This window comes from Bradyrhizobium zhengyangense, from assembly GCF_022012435.1.
Taxonomy (GTDB): domain Bacteria; phylum Pseudomonadota; class Alphaproteobacteria; order Rhizobiales; family Xanthobacteraceae; genus Bradyrhizobium; species Bradyrhizobium zhengyangense.
Map to the genome: position 1 here is coordinate 22,882 of NZ_JAKLUA010000011.1, position 15,509 is coordinate 38,390.

Genomic DNA, 15,509 nt, shown 5'->3' on the forward strand with positions numbered 1-15,509 from the left:
ACACGGAAAGGAAGGACCTGCGCTTGCCGAGGACCGCACCAACCTGTCCGAGCCGGACTCAAAGCTGCACCAGCGATTTTAGGCAATCCACGACTACTCGGATTCGGAGTTCGTGAGGAGAACGTCGCGCCTTTCATGCCATAACGCCGGAGGACATTCAGCGGCGTCTATGCCAACGCGATGAAGGAAACCCACTGACCTTCCTACACCAACTAAGCGGCGCTGCTGTCGAGGTCGAACTTCACGACGGGAGCTCGCCGAACGTCGAACCGACACCTTCATCAACCTCGAGCTCAAGACGGTGGAGAATCCTGCTACTTCTCTGAATTGCAAGTCCAGGGCCAAGCCAATAGAGCAAATCTTCCTGGTATTTCCACGGCTTCCGCAACTTAAGCCGGACCAGGAGGCGGCGCAATCGCGCTTTGGCAGGTTTGTGAGCTTGCGGACCGGGTCGACGCCAGGATCGTGCTGTGGACCACGGGCGCGAACGTCTACCCCTACTATAAGCATCCGGCCTTATGCAGCTGCACCATATGCCCTATGACCCAAGCATGGCGTATTTCCGCCGCGAGCCGATCGCGGCGGATGACAGGATGGTGGATCTGGGTGGCAGAAAGTCAAAAAGGCGCATCCATTCGGCAACCGGTAATCCTAATCGACTCAGCAGTCTTAGCTCTGGTCAGCCTCGAGACGATCCGAGTTCGCGACTTGCTCATGATGGTGCGACGCATCTTCCAGCACGTATCGTGGTAGGGAGCTTTCATATCCTCGTGAACGCAGCGGACACTGTTCAGTTACACACCGCGCTGTCGCCGCAGAAGAAGAGAGCAAAACGGTCCCGTTCTAGGCCGCGCTCTTCTTGATCGATATCGATCATTGTAGCCGATGCTGCAAAGGGGACGTTGAGCTTCCGACCTATGTCGTAATGCTTCGACCGCTAAGGGGACGCAAATCGATCGTCCGCCCTTTCTCAATCATTTCCTCCCGCCTGATTTTCTCAACCCCCCATTGGCATGGGGCTTGCTGTCTCGGCATTGCGATCTGATCTTGATACGGAGCGCCTCAAACATGAGCCACGATACGTCAATAAAGCTATCCGAGCGCGAAAAACAATGCCTGCAGTTCGCGGCAGAAGGGAGATCGTCTTGGGCAATTGGGAGGGAACTGAAGATCAGCGAGAATACGGTCAATTATCATAAGAACGCCCTGCGAAAGCTTGCTACGAGGACCCGCGTCCAGGGTATCATCAAGGCGATACGCCTCAAGCTGATCCCAGATCCGTCGCAGGAAACGCGACGAGGATAAGGACTAGCGCGACGTCGAGCTTTTGCGACGTCCTCAAGTCCCGGGAATGTGAACCTCCTCCGATCCCCTGAGGCACGTTGCTCGCCAATGAGCCAAGCTTCGTCGCCCGGGAGATGCTGCTGACCCTTATCCCAAATCCGCTGAGGAGGGCCGTCGGCGGTGCGGACACGGAGAGCAGCAAAGCGGGCTGTCAGCCGACCTTTGGTCCCGCTGCGCCAGCTCACGGCTTTCCATTTGGCGCTGGCCAGCATTTGTTCTGCGCCAATCGACAAGATATCAGGCACGTGGTGCTTTCGTGGTTTCCCGCGGGCTTTGGTAATCGGCCAAATGAGCTTCACATCGACCGGGTACACTTTCAGGTGCCGAGGGATTCCGACAGCCCAGACCAGCCCGCGCTCTGTTAGCCCTAGTCGAAACGGTACGCTGAGACCGTATCCTGCACCGCCAGCACATATCCAAAGCGCACGTTGGCTGCTATCGCGCGGTCAATCTCGGCCAAAGCAATCTCCGGCTTGGACCGTGGCGTTCGATGTTCGACTGGCACGCGAGCGCGCTTCAAACGAGATACGTCGCTTGTCCAACTGTCAGGCAGAAAGAGACGTAACGCGACCATCACGGGCACTTCGCCGCTCGCAAGCGTCAAAGACACCAGTGTCTGGCAATTTGCCGTTTTACCGAGTGCCGAGGCGTATTGAGCCCCAACACCGACCGAGCGCTCACCCTTCTTGGGAAGTGAGGTGTCATCAATAACCAGCACCGCAGCCCTGCCGCCGACAAGTCGATCCGCCTGGTTGAGCAACTCTGTCCCCAGCGGCGTCGCGTCCCAGACACCGTCCGCAATGAAATGGTGCAACTGGTCGTAGGTGCTGGTGGCAAGGCGTTCCGCCATCGGCTGAACGCTCTTACGATCGCCGGGACCGATCAATCCCGCAACATACAGAGGACACATCCGCTGCCGGGTCTTATGACCCAGCCGGTCCAAGAACGGCATCAACCAGCGTTCGAGTTCGTCTTCCCATCCTGGCATGGTCAGCCCTCCAAGAGCCGACCACCCATGAATCATTGAAAAATTGATTCGGGAATCTTGAGGGTTCTGTGAGGTCGCGTGGCAGGCGCGAGCCGCGCGCTCGGTCGTGGGTGCGACCTCATAGAAGCCGGATTGAACGAAGCTGCGGAGTTGTGGGCGCTATGGGAATAGTGCAGCGGGTGCGGCTGCGGGGAAGGCGCGCCTGTGGTCGCCGGGCGTCGGCGAGACGTTCATCGGATGTGAGCGGCCGGATTGATCGGGCCAAGGGCGCGATCCAGCGAGCGATTTGCTGCGCTGGGATGCGTGGCCGAACGATTGGCCGGGTGTTCGGAGACGAGTGCGGCCACGGCGACTTCGGACGTTGCCACCGCGAAGGTGATCACAGAAGAGGTGGATGGTGCAGGCGCTGGTCATGACGTATCACAACGAAACGGATGGTCGTGGGCACGGGCTCGCGGGACGACATCGACGCGGCGCATGGTGCCGCCGCAATGCGGGCAGACGGGGATCTGACATGTGGTGAGGGGATCGTCGCCGGCTTCTTGATCAGTCGGCGCGTTGCGGACAGCAAGGAGTTGACGGCAGAGAGCGATTTTATCGTTGCGTCCGCCATTGGCGAGGAAGCCATAGTGGCGGATGCGATGGAAGCCGTCCGGCAGGGTGTGTAGCAGAAAGCGCCGAATGAACTCATCGGCATCAAGCGTCATCACTTTGGCTTTACGATTCTGCCGATAGTCCTTCCAGGGAAAGCTCACCTTGCCGTCGGCAAGCGAGATCAGCCGACTGTTGGCGATGGCGACGCGGTGCGTATAGCGGCCGAGATAAGCCAGCACCTGTTCGGGCCCGCCAAATGGTGGCTTGGCATAGACGACCCAGTCGGTCCGTCGAAGTTGATTAAGGCGCGCGGCGAATGCAGCGGGATCGGTGAGATGGGCGAGAGCGCCAAAGAAGCTCAGCTGGCCAGCCGCGTAGGCAGCTTGCAGCTCTTGCAGAAACAGGCGGCGGAACAGCCGGGAGAGGACGCGCACTGGCAGGAAGAAGCCGGGCCGGCAAGCGACCCAGCGTGTGCCGTCGAGCGAGGGTCCACCGCCCGGCACGACGCAGTGGATATGCGGATGGTGTTGCAGGGTCTGGCCCCAGGTATGGAGGACGGCAGTCACGCCGAGCTGAGCGCCGAGATGCTTGGGGTCGGCTGCGATGGTGGTGAGCGTTTCGGCTGCGCAGCGGAACAGGATGGCATAGACGACGGCCTTGTTCTGGAAGGCGATCCCTCCGGCGAGGGCCGGCATGGTGAAGACGACGTGGAAATACGGTACGGGAAGGAGTTCAGCTTGCCGTTCGGCGAGCCATTGCGCGCGCGCCGCGCCCTGGCACTTCGGGCAATGCCGATTGCGGCAGGAGTTGTAGGCAATGCGTGTGGCGCCGCAGTCATCGCACTGCTCGACGTGGCCGCCGAGCACAGCCGTCCGGCATGCCGTGATCGCGCCCATGACGCGCCGCTCGACGCGGCCCAGATGCTCGGCACGGGCTTGTCGAAACACTTCGCCGTGGCGGCGGAAGATATCCGCCACTTCCAGAACCGGAGCCATGGCGCCCGCTCAGCCGGGCGGCACGACCTCCAGGTGGAGCCGGTCCAGCGGACTTGGCGTATTGCTGATGGTCTTGGTGGCGACCTGGGTATAGCGCGCCGTGCTGGCCAGGCTGGCATGGCCGAGCAGCACCTGGATGATGCGCACGTCGGCCCCGCTCTCCAGGAGATGGGTCGCGAATGTGTGCCGCAACGTGTGCACCGTCACCGACTTGCTCAAGCCGGCCGCCGCACAAGCTGAACGGCAGGCGGCGTGCAGCACGTTCGGGACGAGCGGACGCTCGTCGTCGCGGCCGGGAAACAACCATCGCTTTGGCCGAGTGAGCCGCCAATACGTCCGCAGAATCCTCAAAAGCTGCGGCGAGAGCATAACGTAACGGTCCTTGCCGCCCTTCCCGTGCTCGACCCGGATCAGCATCCGTTGGCTGTCGATGTCGACAACCTTCAAGAGGACCAGTTCCGATACGCGTAGTCCGGCGGCATAGACCGTGGTCAGCGCGGTACGGCTCTTCAGGCTCGGGACTGCTTCCAGGAAGCGCACGACCTCGTCGGCGCTCAGCACGACCGGAAGTTTGCGCGGTTGGCGCGCATAGGCGATGCGCTCCGGAACGGTGTCATGACCAAGCGTCACACCGTAGAAGAACCGCAGCGCGCACACGATCTGGTTCAGCGCCGGCCAGGACATCCCCGTCGCCACCAGATGAACCTGGAAGGCACGGATATCCTCCAGGTCAAGGCGGTCGGGAGAGCGACCGAAATACCGGCTCAACTTCGCTACGGCGTTGAGGTAGGATTGCTGCGTCGCCGGTGACAGATTGCGGACCGTCATGTCCTCGATCATGCGGCGGCGAAGTGGGCTGATCTCAGCCATCGGAAAACCTCCTGTCTGAAGGGTTGGGCTTCGAAAACCCGCAATCCTCTCAGACAGGAGGCAATCCTTGCTATGCCTCCCTACATGCCGCGCCAGCGGCTTCGTTCAATCCTATAAAACGCGGCAAAATCAACAATCTGCCAAAGTAGTGCTAGGCGCCGTCGATATAACAGTGGCCTGCGCAGGAGCGAGAGGCCTTTGAGGTGGTCGCGGATGGCGTTTGGCTGTTCTGAGACACCAGCAGACTTTAACTTGCAGGCGTTTCTCGGTCGCCTCACCAAGCTTGTGGAGCGGGGTTATGAGAGCGCGTCGGTCAGCTCCGGAACCGCCTGGTAGAGGTCGGCGACCAGGCCGTAATCGGCCACCTGGAAGATCGGCGCGTCCTCGTCCTTGTTGATCGCGACGATCACCTTGGAGTCCTTCATGCCGGCCAGATGCTGGATCGCACCGGAAATGCCGACGGCGACATAGAGCTCGGGGGCCACGACCTTGCCGGTCTGGCCGACCTGCCAGTCGTTCGGCGCATAGCCGGCGTCCACCGCCGCACGCGAGGCACCGACGCCGGCGCCCAGCTTGTCGGCGAGCGGCTCGATGTATTTGGCGAAGTTCTCGCGGCTCTGCATGGCCCGGCCACCAGAGACGATGATCTTGGCCGAGGTCAGCTCGGGACGGTCGCTCTTGGCAACTTCCTCACCGACAAAGGTCGACAGGCCGGGATCGGCCGCGGCAGCGACGCTTTCGACCGGCGCGTTGCCACCGGCAGCTGCCGCCGCAAAGGTCGAGGTGCGGACCGTGATGACCTTCTTGGCGTCCTTCGACTTCACCGTCTGGATGGCGTTGCCGGCATAGATCGGACGCTCATAGGTGTCGGGCGCGACCACCTTGGTGATCTCCGAGACCTGCATGACGTCGAGCAGCGCCGCGACGCGCGGCATCACGTTCTTGAAGCGCGAGGTCGCGGGCGCGACGATCGCATCGTAGGACGGGGCCAGCGAAACGATCAGCGCGGCCAGCGGCTCGGCCAGATCGTGCGCGTAGGCCTCGCCTTCGGCGACCAGCACCTTGGCAACACCAGCGAGCTTCGCGGCGACCTCGGCCGCAGCCTTGGTGCCCTGCCCGCCGCCAGCGACCAGCACGTGGACGTCGCCGCCGAGCTGGGACGCCGCGGTCAGCGCCTTGTTGGTGGAGTCCTTGAGGACCTCCTGTTCGTGTTCAGCAATCAACAACGCAGTCATCAGAGCACCCCGGCTTCGTTCTTGAGCTTCGACACCAGCTCGGCGACGTCCTTCACCTTGACGCCGGCCTTGCGGCCCGCGGGCTCAGCCGTCTTCAAAACTTCGAGGCGCGCAGTGACGTCGACACCGTAATCGGCAACGGTCTTCTCCGCGATCGGCTTCTTCTTGGCCTTCATGATGTTGGGCAGCGAGGCATAGCGCGGCTCGTTGAGACGCAGATCGGTGGTGACGATCGCCGGTCCCTTGAGCTTGACGGTCTGCAGGCCGCCGTCGACTTCACGGGTGACCTTGAAGTCGGAGCCTTCGACCTCGAGCTTCGAGGCAAACGTCGCCTGCGACCAGCCCAGCAGCGCAGCCAGCATCTGGCCGGTCTGATTGCTGTCGTCGTCGATCGCCTGCTTGCCGAGAATGATCAGGCCGGGCTGCTCTTCTTCTGCAACCTTCTTGAGGATCTTGGCGACGGCGAGCGGCTCGACGGTGCCTTCGGCCTTCACCAGGATGCCGCGATCGGCGCCCATGGCAAGACCGGTGCGGATCGTCTCCGACGCCTGCGCCGGTCCAATGGAGACCACCACGACTTCGGCCGCCTTGCCGGCTTCCTTCAGGCGCAGCGCTTCCTCAACCGCGATTTCGTCGAAGGGGTTCATCGACATCTTGACGTTGGCGAGTTCAACGCCCGATCCATCGCCCTTGACGCGGACCTTGACATTGTAATCGACCACCCGCTTTACCGGCACTAAGACCTTCATCAGGGTTTCCTCAACAATTGCAGCAGTTGACATCTGTTGAAGGATAGTATCTCATGCTACTACCATATTCCAGGAAGCAGGGAAGGCGGAATCTGCGAGCCCAAGACCCCGCCAGGAAAGAACTCGTATTATGCCTCGTGAATTCGACGCTGACGTCATCGTGGTAGGGGCAGGAAATGCTGCCGCTTGTGCGGCCATATCCGCCAGCAATAATGGCGCGACTGTCCTCATGCTTGAGGCGGCGCCTCGGGACGAGCGGGGAGGGAACTCGACCTATACGGCGGGCGCCATGCGATACGTCTTCAATGGTGTGGAGGACGTGCTAAGCGTAGTGCCGGACATCAATCCCGATACGTTAGCCAATACTGATTTCGGCACTTACACCGAGGACCAATTTTTCGATGACATGTTTCGCGTGACGCAATTCAGGACCGATCCTGACTTATGCGAGATTTTAGTCAAGCGCAGCTTGCCGACGCTTCGGTGGATGCGAGAGCAAGGCGTTAGGTTTCAAACTAGTCATGGGCGGCAAGCCTACAAAGTGAACGGACGGTTCCAATTCTGGGGTGGGCTCAGTGTGGAAGTGTGGGGTGGTGGTCCCGGTCTCGTGGACATGCTGCTAGAGTCCGCGGAAGGGAAGGGTATCCAGTTTCTTTACGAAACTGCCGCGGTCAGTTTGATCAATGACAATAGCGGGGTCGTTGGAGTTCGCGTCCGGCATCAAGGCAAGGAGCGCGATCTGCATTCAAATGCTGTCATCCTGGCGTGCGGAGGCTTCGAGTCTAATACGGAAATGCGCGCGCGGTATCTCGGACCAAACTGGGACCTGGCGAAAGTTCGTGGCACACGCTTCAATACCGGCGCTGGAATCCAAATGGCGCTTGCGATTGGTGCAATGCCATGTGGACATTGGTCCGGAGCACATGCCGTCGGCTGGGACCAAAATGCTCCGGCGTTCGGCGATCTCGCAGTAGGGGATGCCTACCAGAAGCACAGCTACCCATTCGGCATCATGGTCAATTCCCGAGGCCAACGCTTCCTTGATGAGGGAGCCGATTTTCGCAATTATACCTATGCCAAGTATGGTCGCGAAATCCTAGCGCAACCCGGCCAGTTCGCTTGGCAGGTATTCGATGCTAAGGTGCATCACCTTTTGCGCGACGAATACAGGATCCGGCAAATCACCAAGATTACGTCGGATACCCTGGAGGGTCTCGCCGACCAACTCGAAGGCGTTGATCGCAACGCCTTTCTCAAGACCGTCGCTGAATTTAACGCATCGGTGCGGCAGGACGTTCCCTTCAACCCGAATGCGAAAGATGGCCGCTCCGCGGAGAGTTCGCCGCGCAAGTCCCATTGGGCCAACACGATTGATACAGGACCATTCGAGGCTTATGCCGTCACGTGCGGTGTCACCTTCACATTCGGTGGACTCAAGATTGACCAGAGCGGTCAGGTGCAGGATACAGCCGGCCTTCCGATTCCCGGCTTGTTCGCAGCTGGAGAGCTGGTCGGGGGGCTGTTCTATCATAACTATCCAGGTGGCACGGGGCTCACTTCAGGCGCTGTATTCGGGAAGATCGCAGGTGAGAGCGCTGCTGCGGCAGTCGCTGCAAGCAAGAGCCGTTCAGCGGCCTGATCAATAAGTTGCAGAACAAACTGCATCATAAACTGCCGACAGGGAGGCACAAAAATGGCTCGCTCAATCCAAAACAAGTTGCGTCGTGTAGCATTTGTTGTGGCATCCTGCGTGATGCTGATTCCAGCGCACGCCACGTCCAAAGATGCGCTGACAATAAAGATAGGTCTGCAAGCCGTTCCAACCGACGACGTTTATCGCACCAAGGATTGGGGCGCAAAGTACAACCTTAAGGTTGACATCGGGAGCTATAGCTCTGGAAGCGAAATACTCAAGGCGTTTGTCGCCGGGCAAATCGATATCGGCAACGGAGGCTCAGGTCGACTAATCACTATGGCTGCGATGCAGCCCAATCTGTTCTACATTATTGCCGCCGATCAGTATGGGGGCGATCGCTACGGCGTAATTGTCGCGAACCATTCATCTGTCAAAGCGGTGGCTGAACTCAAAGGAAGGAAGATCGGCGCGGTTGCCGGATCCGGCTCTTTCAGCACTTTCCGTGTCTTTTTAGACAAGAACGGGATGAAGGAAGGCGACTTCCAGATCGTCAATATGAAGGTTGAGGACCTGCGAGCCGCCGTGCAGCAAGGTGTTGTCGACGCTGCAGTGGCATGGGAGCCGCATGTTGCGATTGGCGAGACGATGGGCGTGGTAAAGCGTATTCAGTCGATGAAGGGCGTAAGTGAATCGCCGAACCTTGTGCTGGTGCGCCGCAAGTTTGCTGATGAGCATCCCGAGGCCGTGGCGCGATATCTTGCCACGTTGATCGATGCCGGCACGTACATGAAGACGCAACCGGACGATGCCGCCAGCAAGGTTGCAGCCGATATCAGCAAGCAGGGCGTGGACATCGATCCAAAGGCGCTGGAGCTTGCCTTGACGCGGATCAACGTCGATCCAAAGCTGACCGACGCGATGACCGACGAGCTCATGCCGGTTGCCGAGTCTATGAAGGCGGCCGGAAAGATTCCCAACATTCCGGACTTCAAGAGCCTCGTGCGCAATCAATTCTATGAGGAAGCGGCGAAACTCGCGTCATCTACCAACTAAGGGCTCCATCATGTCTAACGCGACGCCGTCGGCGCCGTTCGCGGGTGTTGCCGACGAGCAGAGGCTGCGTAGCATCTTGTACCGCGGGGCGGCATCGGCATTCTTGTTCGCGCTGCCAATCATCGTCTTCCTGTTAATATGGGAGACAACGGTACGTCTCGGCTGGATCAATGCGACGATCCTGCCTTCGCCATCAAATATCGCGCGGCGCGCGTGGGTGCTGCTTGATCCAGCCGATCCCGCCAAGAGCATATTGCTGACGCATATTGTCGTTAGTTTGTGGCGTGCGCTGAGTTCGTTCGCTCTGGCATGCGTGCTGGCCATCCCAATGGGCCTCTTCCTGGGCCTCAACAGGACGGCCTATCTGATTGCTTCCCCACTCCTGAGCCTGTTACTGCCGCTACCGGCAGTTGCCTGGGCTCCGATCTTCCTGGTCATTTTCGGTCAAGGCGATATCACGATCATTGCTGTCTGTTTCCTCGGTGCCTTCTTTCCGATTCTGTACAGTACTATCCAGGGCGTGCGCGCAATCGGCCGACACTCCTTGTGGGTCGTGCGCAGCATGGGCGCAAGCCGGTTTGATATCTTTCGGCGTGTGCTGTTACCCGGTGCGCTGCCGGCGCTGATCTCGGGGCTGAAGCTTGGAATGGCGCATTCGTGGCGCACGCTGGTCGCGGCCGAAATGCTAGCTGCGTTGACCCATGGCCTCGGATTCATGATATTCGCGGCGCGTTCCTATATGGACGTATCCACGATGTTCGTCGGCATCGTATGCCTGGCCCTGATCGGTCTCCTTATCGAACGTGGCGTGTTTGGCTCGCTCGAAGCACTTACCATTCACCGCTGGCACGGTAACGGAAAAGTGGGTAGCCATCGATGAGCGTGGACACATCCGGCATCCGTCTGCAGCGATATACTCGGTCCCCAGCCTCGTCCGGTCTCGCGATACCGATGGCTCGTATCGCGCTGATCCTGGTGCCGCTGGTGGCTTGGGAGGTGTGCTCGCGGTTAGGGTTGATAAACGGCTTCTTGTTTCCGGCGCCGTCCGCGATCCTCAACAAGCTTTGGGTGCAATCCGGCCCAAACGGAAACCCGCCATATGCAATTCTGTGGCACGTGGCAGACAGCATGCTGCGCTTGCTCTCGGGATTATCACTTGCGGTAATCATAGGTACCCTGCTCGGGGTTGGACTTGGCATGAGTCAGCGGGCGCGGCTGGTGTTTCAGCCAATCATTAGCATCTTGATGCCTGTGCCGACGCTAGCATGGACCCCCGTCCTGCTGTTGGTCATGGGTATCGATAACCGCACGACCATCCTAGTCGTATTTCTCGCAGCGGTTTTCGAAATGATATACATCGTCGCGAGCGGCATCGAAATGCTGAACGTCAAAATGCTTTGGGTGGCTTGGTCGATGGGCGCGAGCCGACGGCAGGTATTTTGGCGCGTCATTATTCCCGGCATTTTTCCTTGCCTGATCACCGGCACACGGCTCGGTACAGGTTACGCCTGGCGCGCTCTGATCGCCGCCGAGATGCTGGCCGCCAGCAGCTATGGCCTGGGTTTCATGATCTATGACGCCTCCGAATACATGAACATTGGCGTCATCTATGGTGGCGTGATGATGATTGCGGCGCTCGGCTATCTTCTTGAGAACGTTCTGGTTGGCAAGATCGAAGCTGCTACCATCGAGAAATGGGGAGTACTCAATGAGCGTTGAAACGGCAAAAATACTCCCGCTGCGCGACGGTGCCGGTACCAAGCCCAAGATTGTCGCCAAGAATGTCCAGAAGTATTTCGGAAACGTGCTGGCGATGGAGGACATTTCTTGCACGATCAACGAACGGGAATTCGTGGCTATCATCGGTCCAAGCGGTTGCGGCAAGTCGACGTTTCTGTACCTGATCGCTGGATTCGAGAAGGCAAGCCAGGGGGAACTGCTAATCAACAACGAACTCGTGGTGGGGCCAGGACCCGACCGTGGCGTGGTCTTTCAGGAGTTCGTGCTGTTCCCCTGGCTTACGGTGTTGCGTAATGCGACGCTGGGCCTGGACATCAAAGGTGTGCCACGGCAGGAAGCTGAGGAGCGGGCGAGGAAGTGGCTTCGTCTGACAGGCCTTTCGGGGTTCGAGAATGCCTATCCATCGTCTCTGTCGGGCGGCATGAAACAGCGCGTCGCCATCGCTCGGGCACTTAGTTACGATCCGGAGGTGCTGCTACTCGATGAGCCGTTCGGCGCACTCGACGTGCAAACAAAGAACTACATGATCCAGGATCTACAAAACCTCTGGGTCGAGGCCAATCGAACTATCGTGATGATAACTCATAGTGTATCAGAGGCCGTTCAGCTTGCCGATCGAGTGCTTATTCTGAGCTCACGGCCCTCGCGAATAATTGCGGACGTGGCGATCAAGCTACCCCACCCTCGGGACTTAAGGGACCCGCAGGTCCGGCGATACGAAGACGAGGTTACGGCTCTTCTGTCGGCGGAAGTCGACAAGGCGATGAAGCGCGAACGCCAGACGTTTGCTGGCCGCTCATAGAGCGCTGTGAATCAATAGCCCAGATTACCGCAGGCCGACACTCTAACGCTCTGATCAGCTTGCGTCGGCACGCCGGTGGCGCCGCGCCCGCTCCAAGAGTTGCCGGGCACGTTCGACGACGGGCTCGTCGACCATCCTGCCTTCCAGCGAATAGGCGCCGACGCCACGTTCGGTTTGCTGACGGGCGGTCTCGATGATCAATTGCGCCCTTGCGACATCAGCGTCGGACGGTGCAAAGGCATTGTTTAGGATCGGTACCACTGAAGGATGGACACAGGTCGCACCCGTAACTCCGTGACCGAATGCCTCCTCCGCTAGCTCGCGCATTAGTCGGACATCCTTGTAGTCCGCAACGGAGCCGAACAATCCGAACGAGTATTTTCCGGCTCCGGCAGCGGCCATGTGAACCAGCATCTTGGGTATCTTAAGTGCCTCATGAGTGGGATTAGCTCCCATCGATAGCGCTAAGTCCTCACTACCGCCCATCAGGCCTATCACCCGCTCGTGGGCGCGTGCGATGTCGTCCGCTTTGGCCAAAATCTTGACGGACTCGATGACTGCGATCGCTTGGAGTGGCTCGCGACGGTCATGATCCCGTTCGGTTCGCTCAGCAACCTCTAGAAGCAACCGCACGTGCTCGGCGCCCTCGACTTTTGTAATCAGAATGCCCTTGGCACCACCGAGCACCGAAGCCTCGATATCTCGGACGGCAGCCGACAGAGGTCGATTAATACGCACCCAAATGTCAGCTCCTGCGGCAGCGCATCGTTTTATCGACGACGCAAGCCTATTGCGTGCCCCCTCCTTCTGTGCGGGCGCGACGCTGTCTTCAAGATCCAGGATTATGGCATCGGCGCCACAAAGCGCCGACTTTGCAATGAAGCGCTCAGATGAGGCGGGGACATAAAGCAGAGATCGGTACACTGGTGTCTTCCGGTCGCCTACGGGTCATTGGGATGATGGCTTAGCCTGCACGATGACGCCAGCCTCGCGCAGTTCTTCCAACCGGGCCTGCGTGATGCCGAGGGAGCGCAGAATCGCAAACGTGTGTTGACCGAGATCCGGAGCGGGCATCCGAATCCTTCCGGGCGTAGTTTCGAGCCTCGGGACCACGTTGTGCATTAAAACCGTTCCGAGTTCGGAGTCCGGTAACCCAACGACGATTTCGCGAGCTTGAACATGGGGGTCATCCAAGAATTGATCGATGTCGTAGATTGGTGCAGCAGTTACGTCTGCCCGCTCGAATATACTCATGTTATCTTCAAGCGTCCGCGCGGCAATGAATTCCGCGATAGGCTCCTCGCAAGCATCGGCGTTTTTGATGCGATCAGAGTTCGTCAAAAATCGGGGATCCACGATCATGTCAGGGCGACCGATAGTCCGGAACAACCTCTCGGCCACAACTTGCATCGAGGCGGAGATTGCGATCCAGCGAGAGTCGCTGGTACGGAATGTGTTGCGCGGCGCTCCGGTAAGCGATCGACTGCCGGTCCGCGGGCGTACCTGCTGTGTTAGTTGATAGATTCCGGCTTCGGGACCGAGGAGGGAAAAAAGCGGATCTAACAAGGGCAAGTCGATAACCTGGCCGTTACCCCCGCTCACTTCTCGATGCCTGAGCGCAACCATGGTTGCCCCAAATCCGTAAATGCCCGCGACCATATCGGCGAGCGTGGCGGGTGGCAGCAGCGGAGGTCGATCAGGGAATCCGTTGCGGGAAGCGAAGCCTGACATGCCTTCGACCAGAGTGCCGAAGCCGGGCCTGTCCCGATAGGGACCGGTCTGCCCCCATCCCGAGATTCTCACGATGATCAGTCCTGCATTCTGTGCTCGAAGGACCTCGGGCAACAAACCCAGCTTTTCCAGACCTCCGGGTCTGAAGTTCTCGACCAGCACGTCCGCCGTCGCGAGCAGATCCGATAGGATCGTCCGACCTCTCTCGTCGCGAAGGTCTAGCGCGACACTCTTCTTGTTCCGGGCGTAGGTCTTCCAATGGATGCTGACATCGTTGACCCGCCAAGCGCGCAGAGGGTCGCCCGAGACGATGTCCTCAATCTTGATGACTTCGGCTCCGAAGTCGGCGAGCTGCAGGGTGAGCATATTCCCGGCGACCAGACGCGAAAGGTCCACGACACGGACGCCGTTAAGCGCGCCAGCAGCCTCTGGCTCGAACTGCTTAGGTACGGCCTTCATTGCGCCGACTTAACGATGCAAGGCGGAAGTAGTGCCTGTACAGTACCCGCGGAGGTCCCCATCGATCCTCAACAAGCTGACTTGTATGGGGTAGTATTAAGTGATACGACCACATCCTGCAACATCCTTTCGGTGAACCCGATGTTCACCGCAGCTGGCAACCCGAAGTTAAGCAGAGAGTGCCCTCACTTGAAGAGTTGAACCAGGCCGAGGCTCATCGCGAGCAGAAGTATCAGAGACAAGGTCACCGCAATCGTGACTTTCCCGCCGGCCTTCGAAAGCACCCGGATATCGACACCCAGCCCGAGTGCGGACATGGAGACTACGGTTAGCACGCTGGCGAGCTTCGCAACGGGGGCGGCAACGCTGCTGGGTATGATCTGCAACGAACGAAGGCCGGCCAGTACCAAGAAGCCGATGATGAACCAAGGTACCAATTTGATGAGGTTAATGCGCTTGCCGGGCGCGACTTCGCCACGCAGGCGTGGTGCGACAAGCGACAAGCCGACCACCAACGGCCCTAGCATGAGGACCCGAACGAGCTTCACCACGGTGCCAATTTGAGTGCTGACGATTCCTGCCGGAACGGTCGCGGCAAGCACCTGGGGAACGGCGTACACGGTGAGGCCGGCGAGAATCCCGTACTGAGTAGCCGAGAGCTCCAAGAGTGGAATGAGCAGTGGAAGCCCGAGCACCATCAGCACGCCAAGGACCGCGGTGAAGGAAATCGATGACGCGATATCATCGCCATCTGCCCCTATAACGGGGGCGACCGCGGCGATCGCGGAATTGCCGCAAATGGAATTTCCGGAGGCGATCAGGAGCGAAAGCTTAGTGGGTAGGCCGAGCATGCGGCTGAGGCCGAAACTCACGGCAAGCGTGACCGCAACCGTTCCGACGATCGCGGCAATCAGAAATAATCCGGAAGGCAGGATTGCCCCAAAGCTGATCGAGGCCCCGAGCAGCATCACGGCCACTTCGAGAAGTTGTTTCGCGCTGAAGGCGATTCCGACCTTCCAGCGCTCGGAAGTAGTTGAGACGCTGCGGATCATCATCCCGAGCAGGATGGCGATGACCAAGGCTTCAACATAGGGATGTTGGAAGATGTGCTCCTCGGCCTCCTGGATTCCAATCGACAGCAGCGTCAGGAGCACGCATAAGAGGATGCCGGGAAGCAATGCAACCAAACGACCGGCAGGCGCGTCTACCTTGCTCGATTTGGGAAGATCTTTGCATGGAGCCATGAGTCCCTCGCCAGCCGACAAGGCTATGCCCGAGAACCAAGGGCTCATAACAGTAGAATTTTGATCTAG

General features: G+C 59.3%; 13 protein-coding genes and 1 pseudogene. 6 read left to right on the forward strand and 8 right to left on the reverse strand.

Annotation, left to right across the window (positions count from 1 at the left end):
- Window positions 1-1,068 precede the first annotated feature (1,068 nt).
- Window positions 1,069-1,305 carry a response regulator transcription factor gene (locus tag L6637_RS28035; RefSeq protein ID WP_128929695.1) on the forward strand — a complete coding sequence of 79 codons (237 nt, stop codon included), beginning with the start codon at window positions 1,069-1,071 and terminating at the stop codon, window positions 1,303-1,305.
- Window positions 1,306-1,355: 50 nt separating this feature from the next.
- Here the strand turns inward: L6637_RS28035 and L6637_RS28040 are convergent.
- The 5 genes and pseudogenes from L6637_RS28040 to L6637_RS28060 all read right to left on the reverse strand — a co-directional run.
- Window positions 1,356-2,368: pseudogene (locus L6637_RS28040) on the reverse strand (IS701 family transposase); the annotation flags it as partial.
- A 374-nt stretch (window positions 2,369-2,742) separates the two neighbouring features.
- A complete protein-coding gene (locus L6637_RS28045) occupies window positions 2,743-3,921 on the reverse strand; it encodes an IS91 family transposase (RefSeq protein WP_128955091.1) in 1,179 nt (392 codons plus the stop codon).
- 9 nt (window positions 3,922-3,930) lie between these two features.
- Window positions 3,931-4,791 carry a tyrosine-type recombinase/integrase gene (locus L6637_RS28050; RefSeq protein WP_128929693.1) on the reverse strand — a complete coding sequence of 287 codons (861 nt, stop codon included), beginning with the start codon at window positions 4,789-4,791 and terminating at the stop codon, window positions 3,931-3,933.
- Window positions 4,792-5,087: 296 nt separating this feature from the next.
- Complete coding sequence (locus tag L6637_RS28055; protein ID WP_128955090.1) at window positions 5,088-6,026, reverse strand: electron transfer flavoprotein subunit alpha/FixB family protein; 939 nt, start codon at window positions 6,024-6,026, stop codon at window positions 5,088-5,090.
- Window positions 6,026-6,775, reverse strand: a complete 750-nt coding sequence (locus L6637_RS28060) for an electron transfer flavoprotein subunit beta/FixA family protein (RefSeq protein WP_128929692.1) — start codon at window positions 6,773-6,775, stop codon at window positions 6,026-6,028. Before L6637_RS28060 ends, L6637_RS28055 begins: the two co-directional genes overlap by 1 nt.
- 130 nt (window positions 6,776-6,905) lie before the next feature.
- Between L6637_RS28060 and tcuA the strand changes: the two genes are divergently transcribed.
- The 5 genes from tcuA (at window position 6,906) to L6637_RS28085 (ending at window position 12,006) form a co-directional block, all read left to right on the forward strand.
- A complete protein-coding gene (gene tcuA / locus L6637_RS28065) occupies window positions 6,906-8,414 on the forward strand; it encodes an FAD-dependent tricarballylate dehydrogenase TcuA (RefSeq protein ID WP_128929691.1) in 1,509 nt (502 codons plus the stop codon).
- 54 nt (window positions 8,415-8,468) lie between these two features.
- The gene (locus L6637_RS28070; RefSeq protein ID WP_206733163.1) at window positions 8,469-9,464 is read left to right on the forward strand and encodes an ABC transporter substrate-binding protein; all 996 of its coding nucleotides are present in this window, start codon (window positions 8,469-8,471) and stop codon (window positions 9,462-9,464) included.
- 10 nt (window positions 9,465-9,474) lie between these two features.
- Window positions 9,475-10,344 carry an ABC transporter permease gene (locus L6637_RS28075; protein WP_128955089.1) on the forward strand — a complete coding sequence of 290 codons (870 nt, stop codon included), beginning with the start codon at window positions 9,475-9,477 and terminating at the stop codon, window positions 10,342-10,344.
- Window positions 10,345-10,415: 71 nt separating this feature from the next.
- On the forward strand, window positions 10,416-11,183 hold the full coding sequence (locus L6637_RS28080; RefSeq protein WP_128929689.1) for an ABC transporter permease: 768 nt from the start codon (window positions 10,416-10,418) through the stop codon (window positions 11,181-11,183).
- Complete coding sequence (locus tag L6637_RS28085) at window positions 11,173-12,006, forward strand: ABC transporter ATP-binding protein (protein ID WP_128929688.1); 834 nt, start codon at window positions 11,173-11,175, stop codon at window positions 12,004-12,006. Before L6637_RS28080 ends, L6637_RS28085 begins: the two co-directional genes overlap by 11 nt.
- A 54-nt stretch (window positions 12,007-12,060) precedes the next feature.
- Here L6637_RS28085 and L6637_RS28090 read toward each other — a convergent pair whose 3' ends face one another.
- From L6637_RS28090 to L6637_RS28100, 3 genes are all read right to left on the reverse strand, one after another.
- On the reverse strand, window positions 12,061-12,930 hold the full coding sequence (locus tag L6637_RS28090; RefSeq protein ID WP_128929687.1) for an HpcH/HpaI aldolase/citrate lyase family protein: 870 nt from the start codon (window positions 12,928-12,930) through the stop codon (window positions 12,061-12,063).
- Between the two features lie 24 nt (window positions 12,931-12,954).
- Entirely contained in the window at window positions 12,955-14,196 is a 1,242-nt protein-coding gene (locus L6637_RS28095; protein ID WP_128929686.1) for a CaiB/BaiF CoA transferase family protein, read from the reverse strand.
- 185 nt (window positions 14,197-14,381) lie between these two features.
- Window positions 14,382-15,440 carry a YeiH family protein gene (locus L6637_RS28100; RefSeq protein WP_128929685.1) on the reverse strand — a complete coding sequence of 353 codons (1,059 nt, stop codon included), beginning with the start codon at window positions 15,438-15,440 and terminating at the stop codon, window positions 14,382-14,384.
- Window positions 15,441-15,509 lie beyond the last annotated feature (69 nt).

Coding starts and splice junctions, on each gene's coding strand:
- L6637_RS28035 (WP_128929695.1), top strand. CDS start 1,069: ATGAGCCACGATACGTCAATAAAGCTATCCGAGCGCGAAAAACAATGC.
- L6637_RS28045 (WP_128955091.1), bottom strand. CDS start 3,921: ATGGCTCCGGTTCTGGAAGTGGCGGATATCTTCCGCCGCCACGGCGAA.
- L6637_RS28050 (WP_128929693.1), bottom strand. CDS start 4,791: ATGGCTGAGATCAGCCCACTTCGCCGCCGCATGATCGAGGACATGACG.
- L6637_RS28055 (WP_128955090.1), bottom strand. CDS start 6,026: ATGACTGCGTTGTTGATTGCTGAACACGAACAGGAGGTCCTCAAGGAC.
- L6637_RS28060 (WP_128929692.1), bottom strand. CDS start 6,775: ATGAAGGTCTTAGTGCCGGTAAAGCGGGTGGTCGATTACAATGTCAAG.
- tcuA (WP_128929691.1), top strand. CDS start 6,906: ATGCCTCGTGAATTCGACGCTGACGTCATCGTGGTAGGGGCAGGAAAT.
- L6637_RS28070 (WP_206733163.1), top strand. CDS start 8,469: ATGGCTCGCTCAATCCAAAACAAGTTGCGTCGTGTAGCATTTGTTGTG.
- L6637_RS28075 (WP_128955089.1), top strand. CDS start 9,475: ATGTCTAACGCGACGCCGTCGGCGCCGTTCGCGGGTGTTGCCGACGAG.
- L6637_RS28080 (WP_128929689.1), top strand. CDS start 10,416: ATGGCTCGTATCGCGCTGATCCTGGTGCCGCTGGTGGCTTGGGAGGTG.
- L6637_RS28085 (WP_128929688.1), top strand. CDS start 11,173: ATGAGCGTTGAAACGGCAAAAATACTCCCGCTGCGCGACGGTGCCGGT.
- L6637_RS28095 (WP_128929686.1), bottom strand. CDS start 14,196: ATGAAGGCCGTACCTAAGCAGTTCGAGCCAGAGGCTGCTGGCGCGCTT.
- L6637_RS28100 (WP_128929685.1), bottom strand. CDS start 15,440: ATGGCTCCATGCAAAGATCTTCCCAAATCGAGCAAGGTAGACGCGCCT.